This window comes from Ruegeria sp. HKCCA6707, assembly GCF_013033515.1.
GTDB lineage: Bacteria > Pseudomonadota > Alphaproteobacteria > Rhodobacterales > Rhodobacteraceae > Ruegeria.
The window spans coordinates 920,671-939,708 of record NZ_WQEG01000001.1 but is presented as its reverse complement, the minus strand read 5'-3'; the positions used below and the strand labels follow the sequence as shown (position 1 = coordinate 939,708).

Annotated in this window: 22 protein-coding genes and 1 tRNA gene; 10 read left to right on the top strand and 13 right to left on the bottom strand. The window is 57.2% G+C overall.

What is annotated here, in order from left to right; all coding sequences use genetic code 11:
• Positions 1-5 precede the first annotated feature (5 nt).
• Genes GOW40_RS04590 through GOW40_RS04580 form a run of 3 tightly spaced genes read left to right on the top strand, consistent with a single transcriptional unit; the run spans position 6 to position 1,427 of the window.
• Positions 6-620, top strand: a complete 615-nt coding sequence (locus tag GOW40_RS04590) for an RNA polymerase sigma factor (RefSeq protein ID WP_171128184.1) — start codon at positions 6-8, stop codon at positions 618-620.
• A complete protein-coding gene (locus tag GOW40_RS04585; RefSeq protein ID WP_171128187.1) occupies positions 613-951 on the top strand; it encodes a hypothetical protein in 339 nt (112 codons plus the stop codon). Before GOW40_RS04590 ends, GOW40_RS04585 begins: the two co-directional genes overlap by 8 nt.
• Entirely contained in the window at positions 948-1,427 is a 480-nt protein-coding gene (locus tag GOW40_RS04580; protein WP_171230882.1) for a periplasmic heavy metal sensor, read from the top strand. Before GOW40_RS04585 ends, GOW40_RS04580 begins: the two co-directional genes overlap by 4 nt.
• On the opposite strand, the gene GOW40_RS04575 is transcribed toward GOW40_RS04580, so the two are convergent.
• Positions 1,424-2,824, bottom strand: a complete 1,401-nt coding sequence (locus tag GOW40_RS04575; protein ID WP_171128191.1) for a diguanylate cyclase — start codon at positions 2,822-2,824, stop codon at positions 1,424-1,426. The genes GOW40_RS04580 and GOW40_RS04575 overlap by 4 nt on opposite strands.
• An 89-nt stretch (positions 2,825-2,913) precedes the next feature.
• On the opposite strand from GOW40_RS04575, the gene GOW40_RS04570 reads away from it, so the two are divergent.
• The 5 genes from GOW40_RS04570 to GOW40_RS04550 all read left to right on the top strand — a co-directional run bounded on the left by GOW40_RS04570 (position 2,914) and on the right by GOW40_RS04550 (position 7,220).
• Positions 2,914-3,198 carry a DUF3572 domain-containing protein gene (locus GOW40_RS04570; protein WP_171128193.1) on the top strand — a complete coding sequence of 95 codons (285 nt, stop codon included), beginning with the start codon at positions 2,914-2,916 and terminating at the stop codon, positions 3,196-3,198.
• 19 nt (positions 3,199-3,217) lie between these two features.
• Positions 3,218-3,910, top strand: a complete 693-nt coding sequence (locus GOW40_RS04565; protein WP_171128195.1) for an HAD family hydrolase — start codon at positions 3,218-3,220, stop codon at positions 3,908-3,910.
• A gap of 120 nt (positions 3,911-4,030) precedes the next feature.
• Positions 4,031-5,590 (top strand): trimethylamine methyltransferase family protein, encoded by a 1,560-nt coding sequence (locus tag GOW40_RS04560; RefSeq protein ID WP_171128197.1) that lies wholly within the window; start codon positions 4,031-4,033, stop codon positions 5,588-5,590.
• A gap of 117 nt (positions 5,591-5,707) precedes the next feature.
• Positions 5,708-6,301, top strand: a complete 594-nt coding sequence (locus tag GOW40_RS04555; protein ID WP_171128199.1) for a heme NO-binding domain-containing protein — start codon at positions 5,708-5,710, stop codon at positions 6,299-6,301.
• On the top strand, positions 6,291-7,220 hold the full coding sequence (locus tag GOW40_RS04550) for a GGDEF domain-containing protein (protein WP_254444261.1): 930 nt from the start codon (positions 6,291-6,293) through the stop codon (positions 7,218-7,220). The genes GOW40_RS04555 and GOW40_RS04550 overlap by 11 nt, the downstream gene beginning before the upstream one ends.
• Positions 7,221-7,315: 95 nt before the next feature.
• On the opposite strand, the gene GOW40_RS04545 is transcribed toward GOW40_RS04550, so the two are convergent.
• Together GOW40_RS04545 and GOW40_RS04540 are read right to left on the bottom strand one after the other, a co-directional pair.
• The gene (locus tag GOW40_RS04545) at positions 7,316-8,011 is read right to left on the bottom strand and encodes a CbiX/SirB N-terminal domain-containing protein (protein WP_171136549.1); all 696 of its coding nucleotides are present in this window, start codon (positions 8,009-8,011) and stop codon (positions 7,316-7,318) included.
• A gap of 63 nt (positions 8,012-8,074) precedes the next feature.
• Complete coding sequence (locus GOW40_RS04540) at positions 8,075-8,965, bottom strand: AEC family transporter (protein ID WP_371731814.1); 891 nt, start codon at positions 8,963-8,965, stop codon at positions 8,075-8,077.
• On the opposite strand from GOW40_RS04540, the gene GOW40_RS22430 reads away from it, so the two are divergent.
• Positions 8,912-9,043 (top strand): hypothetical protein, encoded by a 132-nt coding sequence (locus GOW40_RS22430; protein ID WP_371731818.1) that lies wholly within the window; start codon positions 8,912-8,914, stop codon positions 9,041-9,043. The two genes, GOW40_RS04540 and GOW40_RS22430, sit on opposite strands and share 54 nt — an antisense overlap.
• Positions 9,044-9,046: 3 nt before the next feature.
• Here the strand turns inward: GOW40_RS22430 and GOW40_RS04535 are convergent, their stop codons facing one another.
• From GOW40_RS04535 to GOW40_RS04510, 6 genes are read right to left on the bottom strand one after another with little or no spacing between them, the layout of a single operon-like run.
• A complete protein-coding gene (locus GOW40_RS04535) occupies positions 9,047-9,844 on the bottom strand; it encodes an MBL fold metallo-hydrolase (RefSeq protein WP_171128204.1) in 798 nt (265 codons plus the stop codon).
• Entirely contained in the window at positions 9,841-10,647 is an 807-nt protein-coding gene (locus GOW40_RS04530; protein ID WP_171128206.1) for a TatD family hydrolase, read from the bottom strand. The genes GOW40_RS04535 and GOW40_RS04530 overlap by 4 nt, the downstream gene beginning before the upstream one ends.
• Positions 10,644-11,765, bottom strand: coding sequence for a DNA polymerase III subunit delta' (locus tag GOW40_RS04525; RefSeq protein WP_171128208.1), 1,122 nt, complete (start codon positions 11,763-11,765; stop codon positions 10,644-10,646). The genes GOW40_RS04530 and GOW40_RS04525 overlap by 4 nt, the downstream gene beginning before the upstream one ends.
• A gap of 7 nt (positions 11,766-11,772) precedes the next feature.
• Positions 11,773-12,399: a dTMP kinase gene (tmk, locus tag GOW40_RS04520; RefSeq protein ID WP_171128210.1), complete on the bottom strand. Its 627-nt coding sequence runs from the start codon at positions 12,397-12,399 to the stop codon at positions 11,773-11,775.
• A complete protein-coding gene (locus GOW40_RS04515) occupies positions 12,396-13,565 on the bottom strand; it encodes a D-alanyl-D-alanine carboxypeptidase family protein (RefSeq protein WP_171128212.1) in 1,170 nt (389 codons plus the stop codon). The genes tmk and GOW40_RS04515 overlap by 4 nt, the downstream gene beginning before the upstream one ends.
• 17 nt (positions 13,566-13,582) lie before the next feature.
• On the bottom strand, positions 13,583-14,950 hold the full coding sequence (locus tag GOW40_RS04510; protein WP_254444260.1) for an SPOR domain-containing protein: 1,368 nt from the start codon (positions 14,948-14,950) through the stop codon (positions 13,583-13,585).
• 201 nt (positions 14,951-15,151) lie between these two features.
• Here GOW40_RS04510 and GOW40_RS04505 point away from each other — a divergent pair.
• Positions 15,152-15,241 (top strand) — tRNA-Ser (locus GOW40_RS04505).
• 361 nt (positions 15,242-15,602) lie between these two features.
• Here GOW40_RS04505 and GOW40_RS04500 read toward each other — a convergent pair.
• From GOW40_RS04500 to GOW40_RS04485, 4 genes are all read right to left on the bottom strand, one after another.
• Positions 15,603-16,064: a hypothetical protein gene (locus GOW40_RS04500; protein WP_171136548.1), complete on the bottom strand. Its 462-nt coding sequence runs from the start codon at positions 16,062-16,064 to the stop codon at positions 15,603-15,605.
• A gap of 159 nt (positions 16,065-16,223) precedes the next feature.
• Positions 16,224-16,796 (bottom strand): recombinase family protein, encoded by a 573-nt coding sequence (locus GOW40_RS04495; RefSeq protein ID WP_171128216.1) that lies wholly within the window; start codon positions 16,794-16,796, stop codon positions 16,224-16,226.
• A 372-nt stretch (positions 16,797-17,168) separates the two neighbouring features.
• The gene (locus GOW40_RS22145) at positions 17,169-18,635 is read right to left on the bottom strand and encodes a SpoIIE family protein phosphatase (RefSeq protein ID WP_171128218.1); all 1,467 of its coding nucleotides are present in this window, start codon (positions 18,633-18,635) and stop codon (positions 17,169-17,171) included.
• Between the two features lie 25 nt (positions 18,636-18,660).
• Complete coding sequence (locus tag GOW40_RS04485) at positions 18,661-19,038, bottom strand: hypothetical protein (RefSeq protein ID WP_145974863.1); 378 nt, start codon at positions 19,036-19,038, stop codon at positions 18,661-18,663.

Genomic DNA, 19,038 nt, shown 5'->3' with positions numbered 1-19,038 from the left:
GCGGGATGGAGGATCTGACCTCCCAGACGTCTCTGTCGTGCGGCGAGGATCTTGCCGCACAACGGCTCAGCGACGCGCAGTTGCTGAGCCGGTTTGCCGATGGTGATGCCCGGGCGGCGCGAACGCTGACGGATCGGTTGGGGCCGCGCAGCTATTCGGTGGCCATACGCATTCTGGGCAATCGGGCCGAGGCGGAAGACGTAACGCAAGAGGCGATGATGCGGCTCTGGCAGATCGCACCCGATTGGGTGGCCGGGCAGGCGCAGGTTTCGACATGGCTCTATCGCGTGACTCTGAATCTATGTGTCGATCTCAGGCGCCGTAGGCGGCCCACTGCGTTGGAGGACGCGCCCGAACCCGAAGACGGTGCTGCCAGCGTCGCAGAACAGATGCAGGACGTGGCCCGTAGGGACGCGTTGCAGCAAGCGCTGGACCAGTTGCCCGAGCGACAGCGGCAGGCGGTCGTTCTGCGTCATATCGAGGAACTGTCTAATCCGGAGATTGCCGAGATCATGGATATTTCGGTCGAGGCGGTCGAAAGTTTGACAGCGCGTGGCAAACGGTCTCTGACTGCCATTCTGGCGGGTCGCAAAGATGAATTGGGGTATGAAAATGGCTGACCAAGACGAGTTGGAAAATCTGTTCGCCCAAGCGCGGCAGGACCGACCCGCGTTGCCTGAAGCGCTCGCGGTTCGTATCGAAACCGATGCCGAAGCCGTACGTCTGGCGCGTCAGGCACCTGCACCGAAAACCTATCGGCGCTGGTGGCAGGATCTCGGGGGATGGCGCGGTCTTTGCGGTTTGGCCGCAGCGAGTGTCGCCGGTGTCTGGATCGGATTTTCGGCCCCGTCCTTTCTGCCGGATCCAGCGGATTACCTGGTGTCGCAGGATGCCAGCTTTTTGGTGGCAGACTTGAATTTGGACTTTGAAGACCTGGAGGACACGGAATGAGTGAAGCTCCCACACGCAAACGCAAATGGATGAAGGTTTTGCTGGTGGCGTCACTGGCGGTGAACCTTTTGGTCGTCGGCGTGGTCGTTGGGACTGCCCTGCGCTTTTCCAAAGGAGATCCGGGCCGCGTCCCTCCCGGCTTTGGCTACGGTCTTTACAAGGCGTTGCCAAAGGATGACCGCAAGGCCCTCCGCGCGCAGCTAGGGGATGCGCGCACTTTGGGCTCTGGGCGCCGACAGCAGGATTTCGATGCGCTGAGTGCGGCGCTACAAGCCGTACCTTTCGAGCCCGCAGACGTTCAGGTGTTGCTGGATCAGCAGGCTAAAGCCTCAGCTGATTTGCGTGAGACGTTGCACCGGCTTTGGCTGGACCAGATCGAAGCTATGACCGATGTAGAACGCGCGGCCTACGCCGAACGTCTAAAAGAAATTGCGCGCCGTGGGCCGGAAGGCAAAAAGGGAAAAGACAAACCCTAAGCCGCTGTTTTCCCGATCTGAACCTGATTTCGACCCGCTTGTTTGGCAGCGTAGAGCGCCTGATCAGCTGACCGGATCAGGTGATCAATCGGGTCCTTTTCCAGTTGCCCGGACAATTGAGGCGGTTCGCAGAGGTTGACGCCCACGCTGATCGTGGCGGTTATCAAACTGTGTTGATCCGGAAGAAGGAACGGCGTGTTGCAGATGCAATTGCACACCACATCCGCCAGCTCCAACGCCTGCTTCGAGGTGGTTTCGGGAAGAACGATCATAAATTCTTCACCACCAATCCGTGCAGCAAACCCCTTTTTCCCTATCGCGGATTTCAGACGGCGTGCAGTTTCCGTCAGCACCAGATCCCCACCAGCGTGACCAAAACGGTCATTGATGGTTTTGAAATGGTCCAGGTCGGCCAGCATGACTGCAAAGCCACACCCGGATTGCAGGGATTGGCGGGTGATCTGAGCCATTGCCCGCATGGCATAGCGGCGATTGTGTAGCCCCGTCAGAGGATCTGTAAGCGCGTCGGCAAGCCCTTCGCGCATGGTTGCGCGTAAGTTGTCGTCCCGGGATTTACGGGCAATCAACGCCTCAAGCCGCAGCGCGATTTCGTCGGCATCAAACCCGCTCATACAGACCGCATCGGCCCCTCGATCCAGTGCCTCGGCGGCGAGGTTTGTGTTTTCATCCTCTAACACGGCAATCAGCACCGTGTGCCGTGTTGCGCGGCGCGACCGGAGGTCAGCCAAGATGCTCAGCCCATCGCCTTCGCGCCGCATCTTTACGATAACCGCGTTTGGAAGTGTCCCGGACAGCAGCCCGCTCAGGTTCATTCGGGTGTGGCAGTTGACGGAATAAGTCGTGCGCTCGGCCAGAGCGTTGCGCCACAGCATACTCATCTGCGCGGATTGAGACAGAATGGCGACATGGCTGATGCTGGGGGCCAGCAACAGATCCGCTGCGGGTTCTGCAAAGCCCATTGTTTGCGAGTCGTTCCCGATCCGCAGCTCTTGCCGTTCGGCCCGTGCGCGCAGCAAGCTGCGTACACGGGCCAGCAATAGTGTATCCTTGAAAGGATGCGCGATCGCGTCGTCCAACCCTGCGGCCAGAGCCTGCATTCGCGCCGATTTATCATTCTGCGGAACGATCGCAACAATCGGTACGTCTTCGAGTTTGGGATCCGAGGCCAGCAGCTTTTTCACATCTTCGGCGGTCCCATCCGGTAGGCTTTGTGCCGTGAGCACCAGGTCAGGCCGCACCCTGCGCAGAAGCGCCGCCAATCCGTCCAGGCATTCGGCTTGCACGACCTGATACCAGGCTGCGGTCAATTGAACCTTCAGCATGATGCGATTGGTCGAAACCCCGTCGAGGACGAGTATGGTGTCTTGTAGGGACATAGCATCTCACCGTTGGATTGCATGCGTGTCCAAAGTGTTTATGAGTCTGGTTAACAAACCCTTTCCAAATGAGTTACAAAGGCGAGTTTATGCCGATCTCTGCAAGTAACGCCGAAACTCTTGCCTTGAATGTCCTGGGTTGGCTGGTCGCCAATGACGAGCTTTTGCCCGTGTTTCTTGGCGCGACAGGTGCGTCCGGACAGGACTTGCGCGAGTGGGCAGGCGAGCCAGAGTTTCTGATATCCGTGCTTGAGTTTCTTTTGATGGACGATTCGTGGGTTATGTCGTTTTGTGACGCCAATTCCGTTCCTTACGAGTTGCCTGGCCAGGCGCGTGCGCTATTGGCAGGGGATTCCGAGATGCATTGGACTTAACCCACAGGAGCCTGAATTCATGGCCATCGACGCCCTTCTTTTTGACAAGGACGGTACCCTTTTTGACTTCGCCCAGACTTGGGGGGCATTTGGGCGCATGTCGCTGGATCTGCTGACAGCGGGTGATACCGAACAGGCAAGTCGGCTGGGGAAAGCCATCGGCTTTGACTATGCCCAGGATCGCTATGAACCTGACAGCGTCGTCATCGCAGGGACAGTGGACGAAGTCGCCGAGGCTTTGCATCCGCATTTAAACGGCATATCCGTATCCCAGATCGTTGATACTCTGAACGAAGCTGCGGCAGGAATTAACCAGTACCAGGCCGTACCACTGGCCCCATTCTTGCAATCTTTGCGCGGGTTGGGACTTAAGTTGGGGGTGGCTACTAACGACGCCGAAAGCTCGGCGCTGCAGCATCTGGCATCGGTGGGCGTTCAGGATCACTTCGACTTTGTCGCCGGTTACGACAGCGGGCATGGCTACAAGCCTGAACCGGGACAAATGCTGGCCTTTGCCAGACATCTGAATGTCGATCCATCGCGTGTCGCCATGGTCGGAGATAGCCGTCACGATCTTTTGGCCGGGCGGGCAGCGGGTATGGTGACGATCGGCGTGCTGACGGGCATGGCGCCAGCAGATCAGCTTGAACCGCTGGCGGATGTGGTTCTGCAAGATATCGGCCATATCCCGGCCTGGCTCGCCACCAAGTAAAGCAACCGACGCAAAACTGCCGGACCGGAATGGAAAAGCGACATAGGCTGTCGCAGACAGAACGGCCACAAGGTCTGAGTTCGGGGCTTGCTGAAACAGCAGCAAATCCCGGAGGGCAAGATGGCAAATCCCAGAACATCTCGGCGACGCAGTGGCGGGCGCGCAGGTGCGGCGGCGCGGCGCGGCAGCGCAGTGATAGATCAGATGCCCTGGGATCCACCGATCAACACGGACGCGCCAACCGAACCTCTTGGCCCGGAAGGAATCGAGGCCATCCATGATGGCGCTATGCGGATTCTTGAAGAGATCGGGATCGAGTTCCTGAACGAAGAGGCACTGGGTATTCTTCGCGAGGCCGGGTGCACTGTCGAAGGCAGCAATGTGCGGATGGGCCGGGACTTTGTGATGGAAATGGTGGGTAAGGCACCTTCCAGCTTTACCATCACGCCACGTAACCCTGATCGCACAATCACGATAGGCGGGCGCAACCTGTTGTTCGGGAATGTGTCCTCGCCACCCAACTATTGGGATATGGAGATCGGCAAGAAAGTGCCTGGCAACCGGCGCATGTGTCAGGATCTGTTGAAGCTGACACAGTATTTCAACTGTATCCACTTTGCTGGCGGTTACCCTGTCGAACCGGTCGACCTCCACGCCAGTATTCGCCATTTGGATGTACTTTATGACAAGCTGACTCTGACCGACAAAACCATGCACGCCTATTCGCTGGGCAAGGAACGTGTCGAAGACGTGATGGAAATGGTCCGCATCGCTGGTGGTCTGAGCCACGAAGAGTTCGAGGCCACCCCCCGGATGTATACCAACATCAACTCGACCTCGCCTCTGAAACATGACCATCCAATGATTGACGGCTGTTTGCGTTTGGCACGGCGAGGTCAGGCGATCGTGGTCACGCCTTTTACGCTGGCAGGGGCCATGGCTCCGGTTACGATGGCCGGTGCTGTGGCTCAGTCTTTGGCCGAAGCGCTCTGTGCCATCGCTCTCTTCCAGTATGTCCGCCCCGGAACCCCTTGTGTGATCGGGACATTCACGTCGAATGTCGACATGAAAACCGGAGCGCCCGCATTCGGAACGCCGGAATACATGCGCTCGACTCAGATGACGGGCCAGATGGCTCGGTTCTACAACCTGCCTATGCGGTCTTCGGGTGTCTGTGCCGCAAATGTGCCCGACGGCCAGTCGATCTGGGAGACATCGAACTCGCTGTGGGCAGCGGTGCAGTCGGGAACCCACATTGTCTATCACGCGGCGGGTTGGCTTGAGGGCGGCCTGATCGCCAGCCCCGAGAAATTCATTATGGACTGTGAGATATTGCAGCAGATTCAGCGGTATATGCAGCCCGAACTTGTGGCGACCGGACCTGATGAAATCGCGCTCGACGCGATCCGAGCGGTGGGAAATGATGGCCATTTCTTTGGCATTCAGCACACTCAGGATCGCTATACCACGGCCTTCTATCAACCGTTTCTAAGCGATTGGAAGAACTTTGAAGGGTGGGAGGCTGCTGGCGGTATTTGGACCGCCGAACGTGCGCACCACATGTTCAAAGAGATTGTCGGCAGCTTTGAAGCGCCACCGATGGAGGACGCCATCCGCGATGAGCTGGCTGACTTCGTTGCCCGCAGAAAAGCCGAAGGTGGAGCGCCTACAGACTTCTGATCGACTGAGGTATCAGGCGGGTGATGCGCTCAATTCGCTGTATCAAACAGAGAATTTTCGCGGTTTATTAAGTTTTCTGAGCTCAGATCGCATAACGCGTCATTTCAAAGGCACATTATGCATGGTCTGATCATCAAAGCGATTCAGTCGTTTGTTTGCGCTAACTACGGGCGACAAACATGGGTGGATTCGACGACGGCTGCAGGGCTCGAATTTGCCGATTTCGAGGCGATGTTAACCTATGATGTCGAAATCTACCCTAGGGTCCTGGGCGCGCTGTGTTGCAAACTTGATCGCCCGCGCTCGGATGTACTTGAGGATCTTGGAACCTACCTCCTTTCCCATCCAAATATGGAAGGTTTGCGCCGGTTGCTGCGCTTTGGCGGTGTGACCTATGTGGAATTCTTGCAATCTCTGGACGATTTGTCCGACAGGGTAAGGCTGGCCGTATCCGATTTGATTTTGCCTCAATTGGAGCTTCAGGAACTTTCACAATCGGATTTCCGCCTTCATTGCCATTCTGGGCTTGAAGGCTATCCCAGTGTGATGACTGGTGTCTTGCGCGCCATGGCCGACGACTATGGTTCGCTGGTTTTCCTGTCTCAGGAAGCTACACAAGGCCCGATTGAGGTGTTGAAGATCACATTGGTGGAAAGCGCGTTTGCGAAAGGACGGAATTTTGAGCTAGGAGCGCACAGTCATGATCGCTAGAGCGGCATTGGCCCGTCTTATGGATACGTTGTGCCCGATGTATTTGTTGGTGGATCAGAATGGAAACATTCAAGAGGTCGGCCCGACATTGCAAAAGCTGCGTCCCGACATGCCAATGGTCGGTCGTGCATTTCTGGACCTTTTCAAGCTTGTTCGGCCAAGGGATGTGACCACAGTTCCGTCACTACTAGCCACGCCGGGGGCGCGTTTGCATCTGAAATTCCACGACGATCCGCAGACCGCGCTGAGAGGGCTGATAGCGCCTTTGCCAAACGACGCGGGGGCTGTCATCAATTTGTCTTTCGGGATCTCCATCCTCGACGCGGTGCGAGATTATTCCCTGACCAGCGCAGATTTTTCGGGCACGGATTTGGCGATCGAACTGCTGTATCTGGTCGAAGCCAAATCCGCTGCCATGGAAGCGTCGCGTTCGTTAAACCTGCGTCTGCAGGGCGCTATGCTGGCCGCAGAAGAACAGGCCTATTCGGATGCATTGACCGGCCTGAAAAACCGCCGTGCGATGGATCACATTTTGGGCCATTTGGTTTCGATGAACTCAACATTTGCCTTGATGCATCTGGATCTGGATTTCTTCAAATCGGTCAATGACAGGTTGGGCCACGCGGCGGGGGATTTCGTACTGCAACAGGCCGCGCGGATCATGTTGGAGGAAACGCGGGACGACGATTCTGTTTTCCGAATTGGCGGGGACGAATTTATTCTGGTTTTCAAGGGGTTGCAGGATCGCCGAAAGATTGAAACCATTGCAAATCGATTGATCGAGAGGTTATGTGAACCTCTGCAATTTCAAGGACATAGCTGTAAAATCTCGGCCAGTATCGGTATCGCGCTGTCCACACAGTTCGATGCGCCAGATCCGGCAGGGGTCGTCAATGCTGCCGACCTTGCACTGTACTAAGCTAAGCGTGCAGGGCGTGCCCAGCATATGTTCTATGGAAAACTCGCCGGGGCTAGATAGTGAGCCCGCCTTTTTCACATCCGGGTGGGCGGCGCTTAGGCGACCAGTGCTTTGCCAAGCTGATCAGCAATGTGTCGCTGAATGACGGGCAACTCACCGACCACTGGCATCACCAGACCGGAAAACCCGGCCTTTCCAAGCTCTTCGGGGACGTCTTCAAGCACATGGCCGCCTGTACATGCAAAGAACGGCAGGCAAACCGATTGCGAACCAACATCGGATGCAGCTTCGGCGATCGAAGGCGCTTCTTCTACAAACCCTGTGCGAATATCCGCAAACGGGACAAGGGCCGCAAGCTCGGACGCAAAGGCCAGGGTTACTTGGGATGGGTTCAGACTGCGGCCGGATCCATGCGCGGCTACGACCAGATTGGTCTGTTCCGCCTGCCAATCTTTGTTTTGCAGTTCCGTACGCAACGCTTCGGCCACCAGCATGGGCAATTTCGGATCGACGCCCAGCGGGTCCAGAATACGCACAGAGCGGCCAGCAACGCGTTTGGGAAGGGCGCTGGTGACGAACCAACCTTTGGCCATGAACAGGGGATAGATGACTGTATCGGCGGGCAGGCTGTCCAGACAACGTTCTAGCGCCAGGGGCGCAGCCAGGGTCGCAGAGTGGACCTGCATATCAGGGCAAATCGCATGGACCTTCGCGGCAAAACGCGCCAGAGCGGTTTCGGCTGGGTCTGGGTCAGACGGTTGACCATGGGCGACGATAACAGCGTGGGGCATTGGTGGCTCCGAGATGATCCTTTCGCTTAGATGTGATAAACTCGAGCGATGTCAAACTCTTTGCTACCCCAGCAGGGTAAGCCACATCCAGACGGTGAGGATCGAGCCCGCAGTTCCGATCAGAACTGACGAGGCCGCTACGCGTTTGGCACGCCCGTACATATTGGCAAAGACATAGGAATTCACACCAGGCGCCATGGCGGCCGTTATGATGCCCGAGCGGAAGATATCTTGCGGCAGGTCCGATGCACTGCCGAACATCCAGACCAAGCTGGGGTGGATCAGTAGCGAGATGGCACAAACGTACAGGATCGTGCGCAAGTCTCCTTCGGGCCGGTATTTCACCAAGACACCGCCCAGGGCAAAGAGTGCCGCTGGCAGTGCCGCCAGGGTGATCATGCGCAAGGCGTCGTCCAGAACGCTGGGAATCACGATCCCCGAAAGGTTCACGGCAAATCCCAGTGCGATCCCCAGGATCAGTGCATTCTTGAACATGGCAGACAAGACCGACCGCACTGTCTGCATTCCGCCGCGCCCCCGGTTTCGGACGACCTCCATCACCGTGATGCCAAGTCCGTAACAAAAGGGCGAGTGAATGGCGATGATCGCGTAGTTTCCTGTCAGGTTTTCGGGGCCATATGCGCGTTCGGTGATCGGCAGACCCAACAGGACCGAGTTCGAGAAGAGGCAGCAGAACCCGATTGCAACGCTGTCTTCCCAATCGCGGCCAAAGATTATGCGCGCTCCGAAAAGACCTGCAGCAAAGCACAGACCGGCTGCACCATAAAAGCTGCCCAACAGACGCGGATCAAAGCTTGCGCTCAGGTCAAGGTTCGAGATGGCCAGGAACAACAGACAGGGAATCGCGAAGCCTTGGGTGAATTGCATCAACCCATCGACATGAATTTCTTTGAAATATCCAAAGCGCGTGGCGGCGTACCCGGCGCCGATCACGAAGAAGACGGGGAGGATGACGTCGATCAGGCTTTGCAGCATCTGCTCAGCATTCTTGATTTTGCTGCATGTCGCTGACCCTTAGAGATCTTGCAAGATAACCATACCATCATAGGCAGGTGTGATGTGATCCGGTGTTTCCGCAGCCACCGTGTCATAATCCAAATCGATATGCATATTGGTCAGAACCGCACGTTTGGGTGACAAGCGGTCGATCCAGCCGAGGGTTTTGTCCAGATGCGCATGGGTCGGGTGCGGGGTTCGGCGCAGGGCGTCGATGATAAGACAGTCCAACCCTTCAAGATCGGCCCAGGCCGCATCATAGATTTCCGAGACATCTGGCAAATACGCCAGGTTGCCCATGCGAAAGCCCAGCGAGTCAATCGATCCGTGCTCAACGCGGAAGGGATGGAACGGGATTGGACCGCCGGGGCCGTCAATCTCGAACGGGCCATCAATTGTTTTCAGGTCAAGGATCGGCGGGTAGGGTGAGCCTTCGGGTTGCACGAACGCATATCCAAACCGGCCCAGCAGCGCGTTTTGTGTGTCACCGTCGGCCCACACCGGCACGCGGGACTTCATGTTGAACACGATCATGCGCAGATCGTCGATCCCGTTGGTGTGATCAGCGTGCGCGTGGGTGAACACTACGCCGTCCAATCGTCCGGTATCGGTATCCAGCAACTGGCTGCGCATATCGGGCGAGGTGTCGATCAGCACCGATGTGGTTCCATCGGGCCCGTCGCGTTCCACCAGCATCGAGCAGCGGCGTCGGGTGTTCTTGGGGTTGCCGGGATCGCATTCACCCCAATGCCCACCCAAACGGGGTACGCCACCCGAGGAACCGCAGCCTAGGATGGTACAGCGCAATCCGGTCATGCAGCGGCCTGAAAGGATGCGGCTTTCGTGAACAAGCGATCAAAATTTGCCTGAGTCTGCGCGGCGAAATCGGCATAGTTCATGCCGAATACCTCTGCCCCCTTGCGCGCGGTATGGGCGGTATAGGCAGGCTCATTACGTTTGCCCCGATGTGGGGGCGGTGCCAGATACGGCGCGTCGGTTTCTACCAGAATACGGTCGATCGGTGCGGCGGCGAAAATATCCCGCAGCTCCTGGCTTTTGGGGAATGCTGCGATGCCCGACATGGACAGGTAGAACCCAAGCTCCAAGGCGGCGCGGGCCAGTTCGGACGAAGATGAAAAGCAGTGCATGACGCAACCATAGGGCGCATTGCAATACTCTTCGGTCAGAATGCGCGCCATGTCTTCATCTGCGGCACGGGCGTGGATGATCAATGGCAGCCCGGTGCGTTGTGCGGCCTCGATATGAATGCGCAACGATTGCTTTTGCACATCGGCGCTCTCGGCGGTGTAGTGATAGTCCAGCCCGGTTTCGCCAATGCCTACGAATTTCGGATGCTGGGACATCGCGACCAATTCTTCGACGGTTGCCATGGGCTCGTCCGCCGCGCTCATCGGGTGCGTGCCGGCGGCGTAGAAGACGGGGGCATACGCTTCGGCGATGGCGCGAATTGCGGGTTCGTTGCGCAGTTTGGTGCAGATGGTGACCATGCGGGTCACGCCTGCATCAGCGGCGTTGGCGATGATCTGATCCAACTGCCCATCAAAATCCGGGAAATCCAGATGGCAATGGCTGTCAGTGATTTCCGGTGTGATGCTCATCTGCTTTGACCAGCGGTTTCCTGAATCTTGAACACCGTATCTAGGACCAGAGCGGCAGGGTCAAGGTTCACCGCCTGACCATGTCGCGCGCGGGCTGTGATCGTGGCGGCCACTTCGGCCCAGTGGCGGGCCTGTTGCGGAGTGGCCGAAAGGCGGGTCAGGATTTCCGCCTCGTTTTGGGCGGCTTCTGGCTGAGGCGGCAGGCCGCAGGCGCCAGTGATCGCAAGCCGAGACAGAGCGATGTCGATCAGGGTCAGCAGCAGTTCGAACCGTTCAGCCGCACCGCGCTGGGCAGCGGCTTCGGCCAGGGCCAAGGCGCGCTGGCGGTCCATCCGGGGCAGGGTGCCCAAAATGGCGATCAGCTCTGCATAAATCTCAAGCCCACCCAGATTGACCAGCCGCACCGCATCGCCAACCGAACCTGCAGCCAGGGCGGCCAGGTGATCCGTATTCTGGGGCAGCTCGGCCCCGGTCTGGGCCAGTGCCGCATTCATATCGTCTGGGCCCAGCGGGGACAGGCGCAAGCTGCGACAACGTGATCGGATCGTGGGCAACAGCCGGGAGGGTTGGTGCGAGATCAGCAGCAGCGTGGTGCGGGCCGGTGGCTCTTCAAGCATCTTCAGCAGCGCGTTTGCCGCGCTTACATTCATCTCATCGGCTGCATCCACGATCACAACACGCCGCCCGCCATCCGCCGAGGACAAGCCGAAGAATTTGCCCAGCTTGCGGATATCATCCACCACGATTTCGTTGCGCAAACGGCCCTGATCGTTCACCGAGCGCGTGATTGCAGCCAGTCCCGGTTCCGCGCTGGCCAGAATGCGATGGGCAACGGGATGGTCGGGGTCAATCTCAAGCGTCTCAGGTGGGGGCGGTGCCCCAAACAGCCCGCCGTCATCCATGGGGGGCGTGGCCAGCAAAAACCGTGCGATGCGCCAGGCGAGCGTCGCCTTACCCACCCCATGGGGGCCGGTCAGCAGCCAGCCATGGTGCAGCCGGTCAGAGGTATAGGCCTCAAGAAACGCCCGCTCAGCTGCGTCCTGACCAAACAGGCGCATAGTCTCGCGCGGATGTGGCGCACCGGGCGCCTGATCTGGTGCAGGAGTGTCGTCGCTCATGTTTCGTCTAACGCAGGGCTGTCCCAACGATATCTGTCACATCCTGAGCCACAGAGTCCACGTCCCGATTGCCGTCGATGACACGAAAGCGCTTGGGGAACTCTTTGGCCAGATCCAGAAACCCCGCACGCATACGGCGCTGCAGATCGGGGCCAAAGTCTTCAAATCGCTCTTCGACTCCCTGACGCCCTTTGGCGCGCGACAGGCCGGTATTGGGGTCCATGTCGATCAAAAGTGTCATGTCAGGCTCTCGCCCGATCATCAGCGTGTGCAGTTGGTCAACGGCAGCTCGCAGATTGCCACGTGAAAGCCCCTGATACATCCGGGTGCTGTCGGCAAAGCGGTCGCATATCACCACCTTTCCTTCTGCCAGGGCGGGTTCGATGGTGCGTTCCAGATGATCGCGACGGGCGGCGGTGAACAGCAGCAATTCGGTCTCGGCCGACCAGCGATCAGGATCACCCTGCAACACCAGGTTGCGGATTTCTTCGGCCCCGGGGGACCCACCAGGCTCGCGGGTCAGAACGACCTCATGGCCTGCATTTCGCAGGTGATCGGCCAACATGCGGGCCTGGGTCGATTTGCCCGAGCCGTCAATGCCTTCGAATGTCAGAAACAGTCCTTGCTGTGTCAAAGCGACCCCAGCGGGTTGTTCTTGACGACATCTTTCAAAACAATGCCGCCCACGGTCAGCATGCGTACGACAAATCCACCTTCGGCAACAGCATTGGCGGCCACCAATGGCCGGCGTATTTCTGGCAGACCTTCGGGTTTGATCACAAGTTCAGCAAGCTGCTGACCTTTCTGGATGGGTGCATTGACTGGCCCGTCATAGACGACTTCGGCCTGAATATCCTTATCTCCCAGGATCGGGAAAAGTACGGTCAGGTCTTCTTGCGGCACCAGACCTACAGTTTTTTCTGCCCCCATCCAAACCTTGGCTTGTGCTATCGGTCGGTCCGCGTCGGCAACTGTCCTCTCGACAAAATTGCGAAACGACCAGTTAACCACGGCCTCAGCCTCCTCTGCGCGGCGGGCGGTTGTGTCGAGGCCTGTGAGGACAAAGATGACCCTGCGGTCGCCCTGTTTTGCGGACCCGACAAGGCCGTATCCTGCCTCTTGGGTGTGGCCGGTCTTCAGCCCATCTGCGCCGATACCCAATCTCAGCAGGGGGTTGCGGTTTCGCGAGTTTGACGGCGCACGACCATCAAACTCGAACTCTTCTTCTGCAAACAGCGGGTAAAATTCGGGGAAATCCGAGATTAGCCGATCCGCAAGCACCGCCAGATCATGCACTGACATGCGATGCCCGGCTGATGGCCATCCGTTCGAGTTGGTGAAGTTCGAGCGTGTCATGCCCATCTGCTCGGCGCGCTGGGTCATGTATCTGGCAAACCCGGCCTCGGTCCCGTCAGGGCTCAGCGCTTCGGCAATGACAACGCAGGCATCATTTCCCGACAACACAATGATTCCGCGCAACAGGTCCTCGACCGTCACCCGATCCTGGGTGTTCAGGAACATGGTCGAGCCGCCATAACTCATGGCATGTTCGGACACTGGCAATGTCTCGTCCAAGGTCAGGCGGCCATCCCGAAGGGCTTCGAACGCGACGTAAAGCGTCATGAGCTTGGACATCGACGCAGGTGGCAAAGGCTCGTCGGCGTCTTTCGACAGCAGTACCGTCCCTGTTTTCTGGTCCATCACATAAGCGGCGCGCGCCTGTGTGTCGAAGGCGTGAGAGGGCAGCGCCATCAGCGTCAGCCCCACCACCAGGGATGTCGATCGCAGTACAGAAAGCATCATAGTCCTCCTGAATGTCAGTTTTTCGCCGTGAACGCGTCGGTAAAGCCCAGATCCTTAACGTCTGAAAGGATGGCTCTGCGCTCGGCCCGTGTTTTTGCCGGGCCAACCAAGACGCGCCAGATTGTGTTTTCGTCCGTCTTCAACTCCCGCACTTCGGCGGACATGCCGTTGCGGCGGATCTTTTCGGCGGCACTGTTGGCGTTGGACTGAACCGAGAAGGTGCCGACCTGCACATAAGGCTGCGACAAGTTCGAAACAGCAGCCGAGGTGCCAGCCGCTGCTGCCGCGGCTTCGGTCGCTGTGGGCTCGGCCGCGTCAATGGCTGCGGCAGCGCCAGCGATAGGATCCAGCGGTGTTTCGGTGATCTCCTGAGGATCTTTCTTCTGCCACCACTTGCGTTTTTTCGGAGCCTCGTCCGGCGCGGTGACAACCGGATCCGTCAAAGCGGCTGTTTCAACGGCCACGTCAGCTTCGGCTTCTGCTGCATCCGATGCCGCCGATGCACCTGCCTCGGCTGCTATCGCCGCTCCTGTTGCCGCTCCGGCAACAACAGCGCCGGTCGCGGTGTCTTCGGCAGGTTTTTTCTGCCACCACTTGCGTTTCTTCGGCTTTTCCTCGGCATCCTGCGCGGCGCTTTCAGTGTTTTCGGTATCCGAAGACTCCGTAGCTTCCGGCAGGCTTTCATCCTCTGAGTCCGAAGCGATTGCCGCCCCAGCAGCGGCCCCGGCAACAGCGGCTCCAGCCACCGCCCCACTCGCGTCGTCTACAGGTTTCTTTTGCCACCATTTGCGTTTTGGGGGAGTTTCTGCGCCGTCGTCGGCAGAGGTATCGTCAACCGCGGTGTCGGTCTCGGCGCTTGCAAGTTCGGTCGTGTCCGCCTCGGGTTCCGCTGGGGGTGGGGTCGGCGTGATCGCTTCTCGCCTCAGCGCCACAACCTCGACCCGTGTTGGGGCACCTGCCAGAAGGCCCAGCTCTTCCGCTGCCGCAGACGAGACCTGCAGGGCCGGTCCGGGCAGGTTCCGCTCACGCCGGAAAAGAGCCCCGGTGACCGATTTGTTGTTGGTGGTGTTCACAATCCTGACGCGTTCGGGTTGCGCCACATCCGGGTGCGCGACCCAGATACCGCCCAGCGACGGACGACCGTCCCAAAGCCCGGCCTCGGTTATCTGGAATACCTCAGGCGCTTCAACGTCGCGCTGTTCGCCATTGGCAGCTTGCGGAAACAGCTCGACCGCATCGTCATTTTCAACCGTTTCGCTTTCCGCTTCTTCTGGTGTTGCGATCGCAGGAATAAAACCTTCTTCGCATCCAGCCAGAACCAAAGCTGCGGCCAATGCCAACAGCTGATGCGATCCAAAGCGTGTGCCAATCGCTCGCTTCATTGCATTTTCCCTTGCCTGACAAGGCCTTATGGCTGCGCCTCTCCGCGATTAAGCTGGTTCTTTTGCCAGTCTCTAGCGGTCCTCTGCCCGAATCATAACCTGCCCTTGGTCTTATGGAAAGACGCAGCTTGGACTTCGGCAAGATTTCCCGATTTATGTCTTGCCTCTGCCGCGCAGGGGCCTTAGACCCGAGCCCCAAGCGGGGAGGTGGCAGAGTGGTCGAATGCGGCGGTCTTGAAAACCGTTGAACGTGAGAGCGTTCCCAGGGTTCGAATCCCTGTCTCCCCGCCACCCACCCCTATCTCTGTCAGCAAATTCCTAATTTCCCTGTTTTGTCTCGTTTTTTCGGGCGCTTGAGCTATGCCATCTGCCAGAGAGACGACCGTAATACCGTGAGCTGGCCCGATTTAGGCGCAGTGTCTCTGGAGGCACCATCACGCGCTTCGGTTAGGGCCAAATTTCCCTGCTAACAGGGAATTAACATGGAAAATCTTCGGATTTGGGGCATTTTGGTGATTTTGCGCCCTGAATCTATGCTTATTATCAATGGGTTGCGGAAGATTTCCCTACGCAAAATAACAGGGAACATTTTTGCAGGTATCAGGGAAATTTTCCACGGGGAAAAGGGAACGACACGTCCAGATGAGGGATGTCACTGACCGCCTTCGAAGCCGTACAACCTGGCCTGGGCACCCCAGTCCAATGGCACTGGTTTTCGGATGATCCGTTCGAGGGTCAGGTTCGTCGGCTGGCGCCCCTCGAGGATTGCGCTCCGGATCGCGGGCGACAGGAACGCCAGCTGCGAACGGTTGCGAATGTAGGCTTCTGCATGCCCCGTCGCCGCGGCGATCTCACCAAGGGGCCTGCCGTTGCGCAAGTCGGCTGCCCAATCATGCGCAGAGGACAGAGCGCGAAGGAGCGTACGATCTGGTTGAGGCTCGCAGTCGCCGATGACGATCTTTCCTTCGACACCGCGCCGGCGTAGTTCGAAGGGAGCCTCGATCGTCCGAACCGCGCGGTCCATCTCATTGGGTTGCATTTCCAACGCCTCAGCTATACCATCCGCATTCAGCCGCAAGACAATGCCGTTCTTTGTGATCTGCCCATCGTCCAAGATCTTCCGCAGATGCTCTGGCGCGCCCTCTGAGAGCCGACTGGCGAGTCGTCGTGCTTTTGCTTTGATGGTATCGTTGCGCTGCAGTTCGGGTTTTGCGCAAATCCGATAGTCATGGGCCAGCTTGGCGATGTGCCCTGCAGTGGCGTCTGCAACAGCCTACTCCAGTGCCGTCGCTGGCAATCGCCAGCCTCGCGGGTCCGTTCCGCCAGAGACCAGCCGGTTCGAGACGTAGTATCGGATCTGCCGTCCATGACGACGGGTGTGCGTCGGGGTTAGTCGATCTCCGTTTTCATCACGGAGTTTCCCTATGAGCGGTGCGATAGGCCTGGCACCGAGTTGCCGGGCAGCAGTCTTTCGACCCCGCGGCCGTGCACTGGCAGCCTCCAGCTTTTCTTGGACCCGCTCCCAAACGGCCTCGCTTACGATCGGCTCATGCTGCCCCTCCCAGACCTGCGCCTTATGACGGATCTTTCCGATGTAGATCGGGTTACGAAGAACCGCATAGATCTGGCCGCGTGAGAATAGATTGCCGCCCTGGATATGCCCGGATTTGAATCGGTGCCGCTTCGAGCGTAGGCCGATCTCACGTGCACGACGCATGACCGCACTCAGGCAGCCGAGCTCATCGTAGAGCGCGAAGATCGTGCGCACCGTTTCCGCTTCCTCCGCGTTGACGACGAGGCCGCGGATCTTCGGATCAGGATGCGGATCGACCCCCAGCGGGGGCACTCATACCTGTCTCACCTCGGTTGTGTTTTCTGATCCGGAATTGTGCCGCAATTCCCGCGAGTTGGCGCATACGCTTTCAATCAGAGACGGAGCAGACTGTACATTCAGAGGACAATTCAGGCACCAGTCTCAGTGTCACATTTTAGCGGGGTCGCTTTGGGCGGGATTCAGTGTGACGATCTCGACGATCCCGCGGCCGCACCTATTTCACCGAAGCGCCCTGTAGAACGGTCAGTCCACTGTAGCGTCTGTTCAGCGAGGAAAAATCGACGTCACCTCATTTTAATAACGCCTAACAAAGCCTTAGATAGTACAGGAGTAGACATCAACGTTTACGGATAAGCGGAGGGCGTTGCACCTCACAAACACACCTTAATCTGTATTTCGAGTAGTGCGAAAAGCAATCATGGTTAAGTCATCCAAACGTTCTTCATTCGTACTATAATCTTGAAAAGCGCTGTGAATAGCCGACAATAGATCTTCTGAACACGACCACTTTTCCTGTTCAAATACAGATACAATTCTTTGAAAACCAAAAGCTAAGCGTTTTTCTCCACCTAATTGGTCAATCAACCCATCAGTTGAAACAAAAAAATCTGTGATTTGATCTATTTGAACTTCGTGCTCCAAGAATTTTGGACCAATAGGAGTGTCCACATACCCAATGCTCAGCTTATCACCTCGGATTCGGTCAATGCCGATCTTGGATTTGACCAAAAGAGACATACGCGCACCTGCAAACGTCGCCACCCCTTTTGCTGAATCGATCTGGCAAATCGCGGCGTCCATGCCGTCGTTGGAAGTCCCGTTTGCAGTATCCTGATTTAGAAGTGCACGCGTCAAATCGCTCAACTTGGACAGTGCCAGCGACGGGCTAAGCGTTTCATTTTCGAAGTAAAGCCGCTCGAGTGTAGCGATTGCCAACATCGTCATGAAGCCTCCGGGAACGCCATGTCCAGTGCAATCAATTAAAGCGAGCGTCGTAATTGGGCCGTCCGTTTTGATCCAGTAGATATCCCCACCAACCAAATCGCGTGGTTCCCATATGACAGCGAAATCAGCAAAGGCGTCCTCGCACTGGCTTGTCGTAGGCAACAAACCCTGCTGAATTCGCGTGGCATAATTTACGCTTGCGACGATCTGATGGTGCGCCTCTCGGATTTCATTGACACGTTCAACCTCGCGGTCCAGCATTGAGTTATAGCTTTGAACAACCTTGCCAATCTCATCTTCCGACTCGTATGGGACAATTTTAGGGTCATCGTATTGCTCGAACCTTTCGATGGCTTTCAACATTTGGCCTAGAGGTCTGTTGATAAGCCATAAAAATGCAGCAGCGCCTGCTAAGATGAGCGCAAATCCCCCGAGGATTCCAAGAAGGACCACAACACTTACTTCTGTCTTTAACTCATTGTTCAATATCTCCTGATCAATTCGGACCAACATCGTGGCTGGCCCTGCGGCCGTAGGAACAGAAACGACGATGTCTAGACCAGATTTATTTATCTTGTCGCATCCAATAGCAGGCCAGGAAACCAGTGTTTCCAAGCTTCGCTCTAACCTCTGTTCAGCGCAAATAACGTAAGGAAAACCCGAGTAGACGGCGAGCAGACTCGTTGCTTGCGCAAAATTCCCTACTTCAACCAATTCAGCCAACGGGCGCGCTATACGATTGGCAATCGTTGCAACCTCTGCGGCAACCTGATCCGATTGAGCTTTCTTTTTGAATTCATAGTAAAAAAGAAGCACAATGGCATTTAACACGCCTCCGAGCAGGAGGGTCGCCAGAATATGCTTCAGAAATATTCGGCGCTTCAAGAATGCCCAGAGTTTACGCACTAAATGCCTCTATAGTGTCCGGCATCTAGTTCCCGATGTTCTTCATCGCGGCCTGAAGAGCGCCACGATTGTTGACGATCATCTGTACAACTTTGTAGTCCCCGGAAACTTCACGCACTAGAAAGTCTGCGGTCACGGTGTCGCCATCTTCGGTTATCATTTCAGAGCAGACGAAATAGTCATTTCCCGCAAGAAGAACCATGGGATGAACATTTGCTGGGTAAACGGTTTCAAACGCGTTGGTGGTCGTGTCCAGATACGTGTAAGAACCGTCGACCATGACCCCATCGACATGCGAAATCATGGCGGATTGGAGCTTTGCCTTAACCTCAGTTGGAATGTCGGCCGCTGTAGCCGGGTCGGACGATATTACTACGGCGACCACACACAATAGCCTAATCAT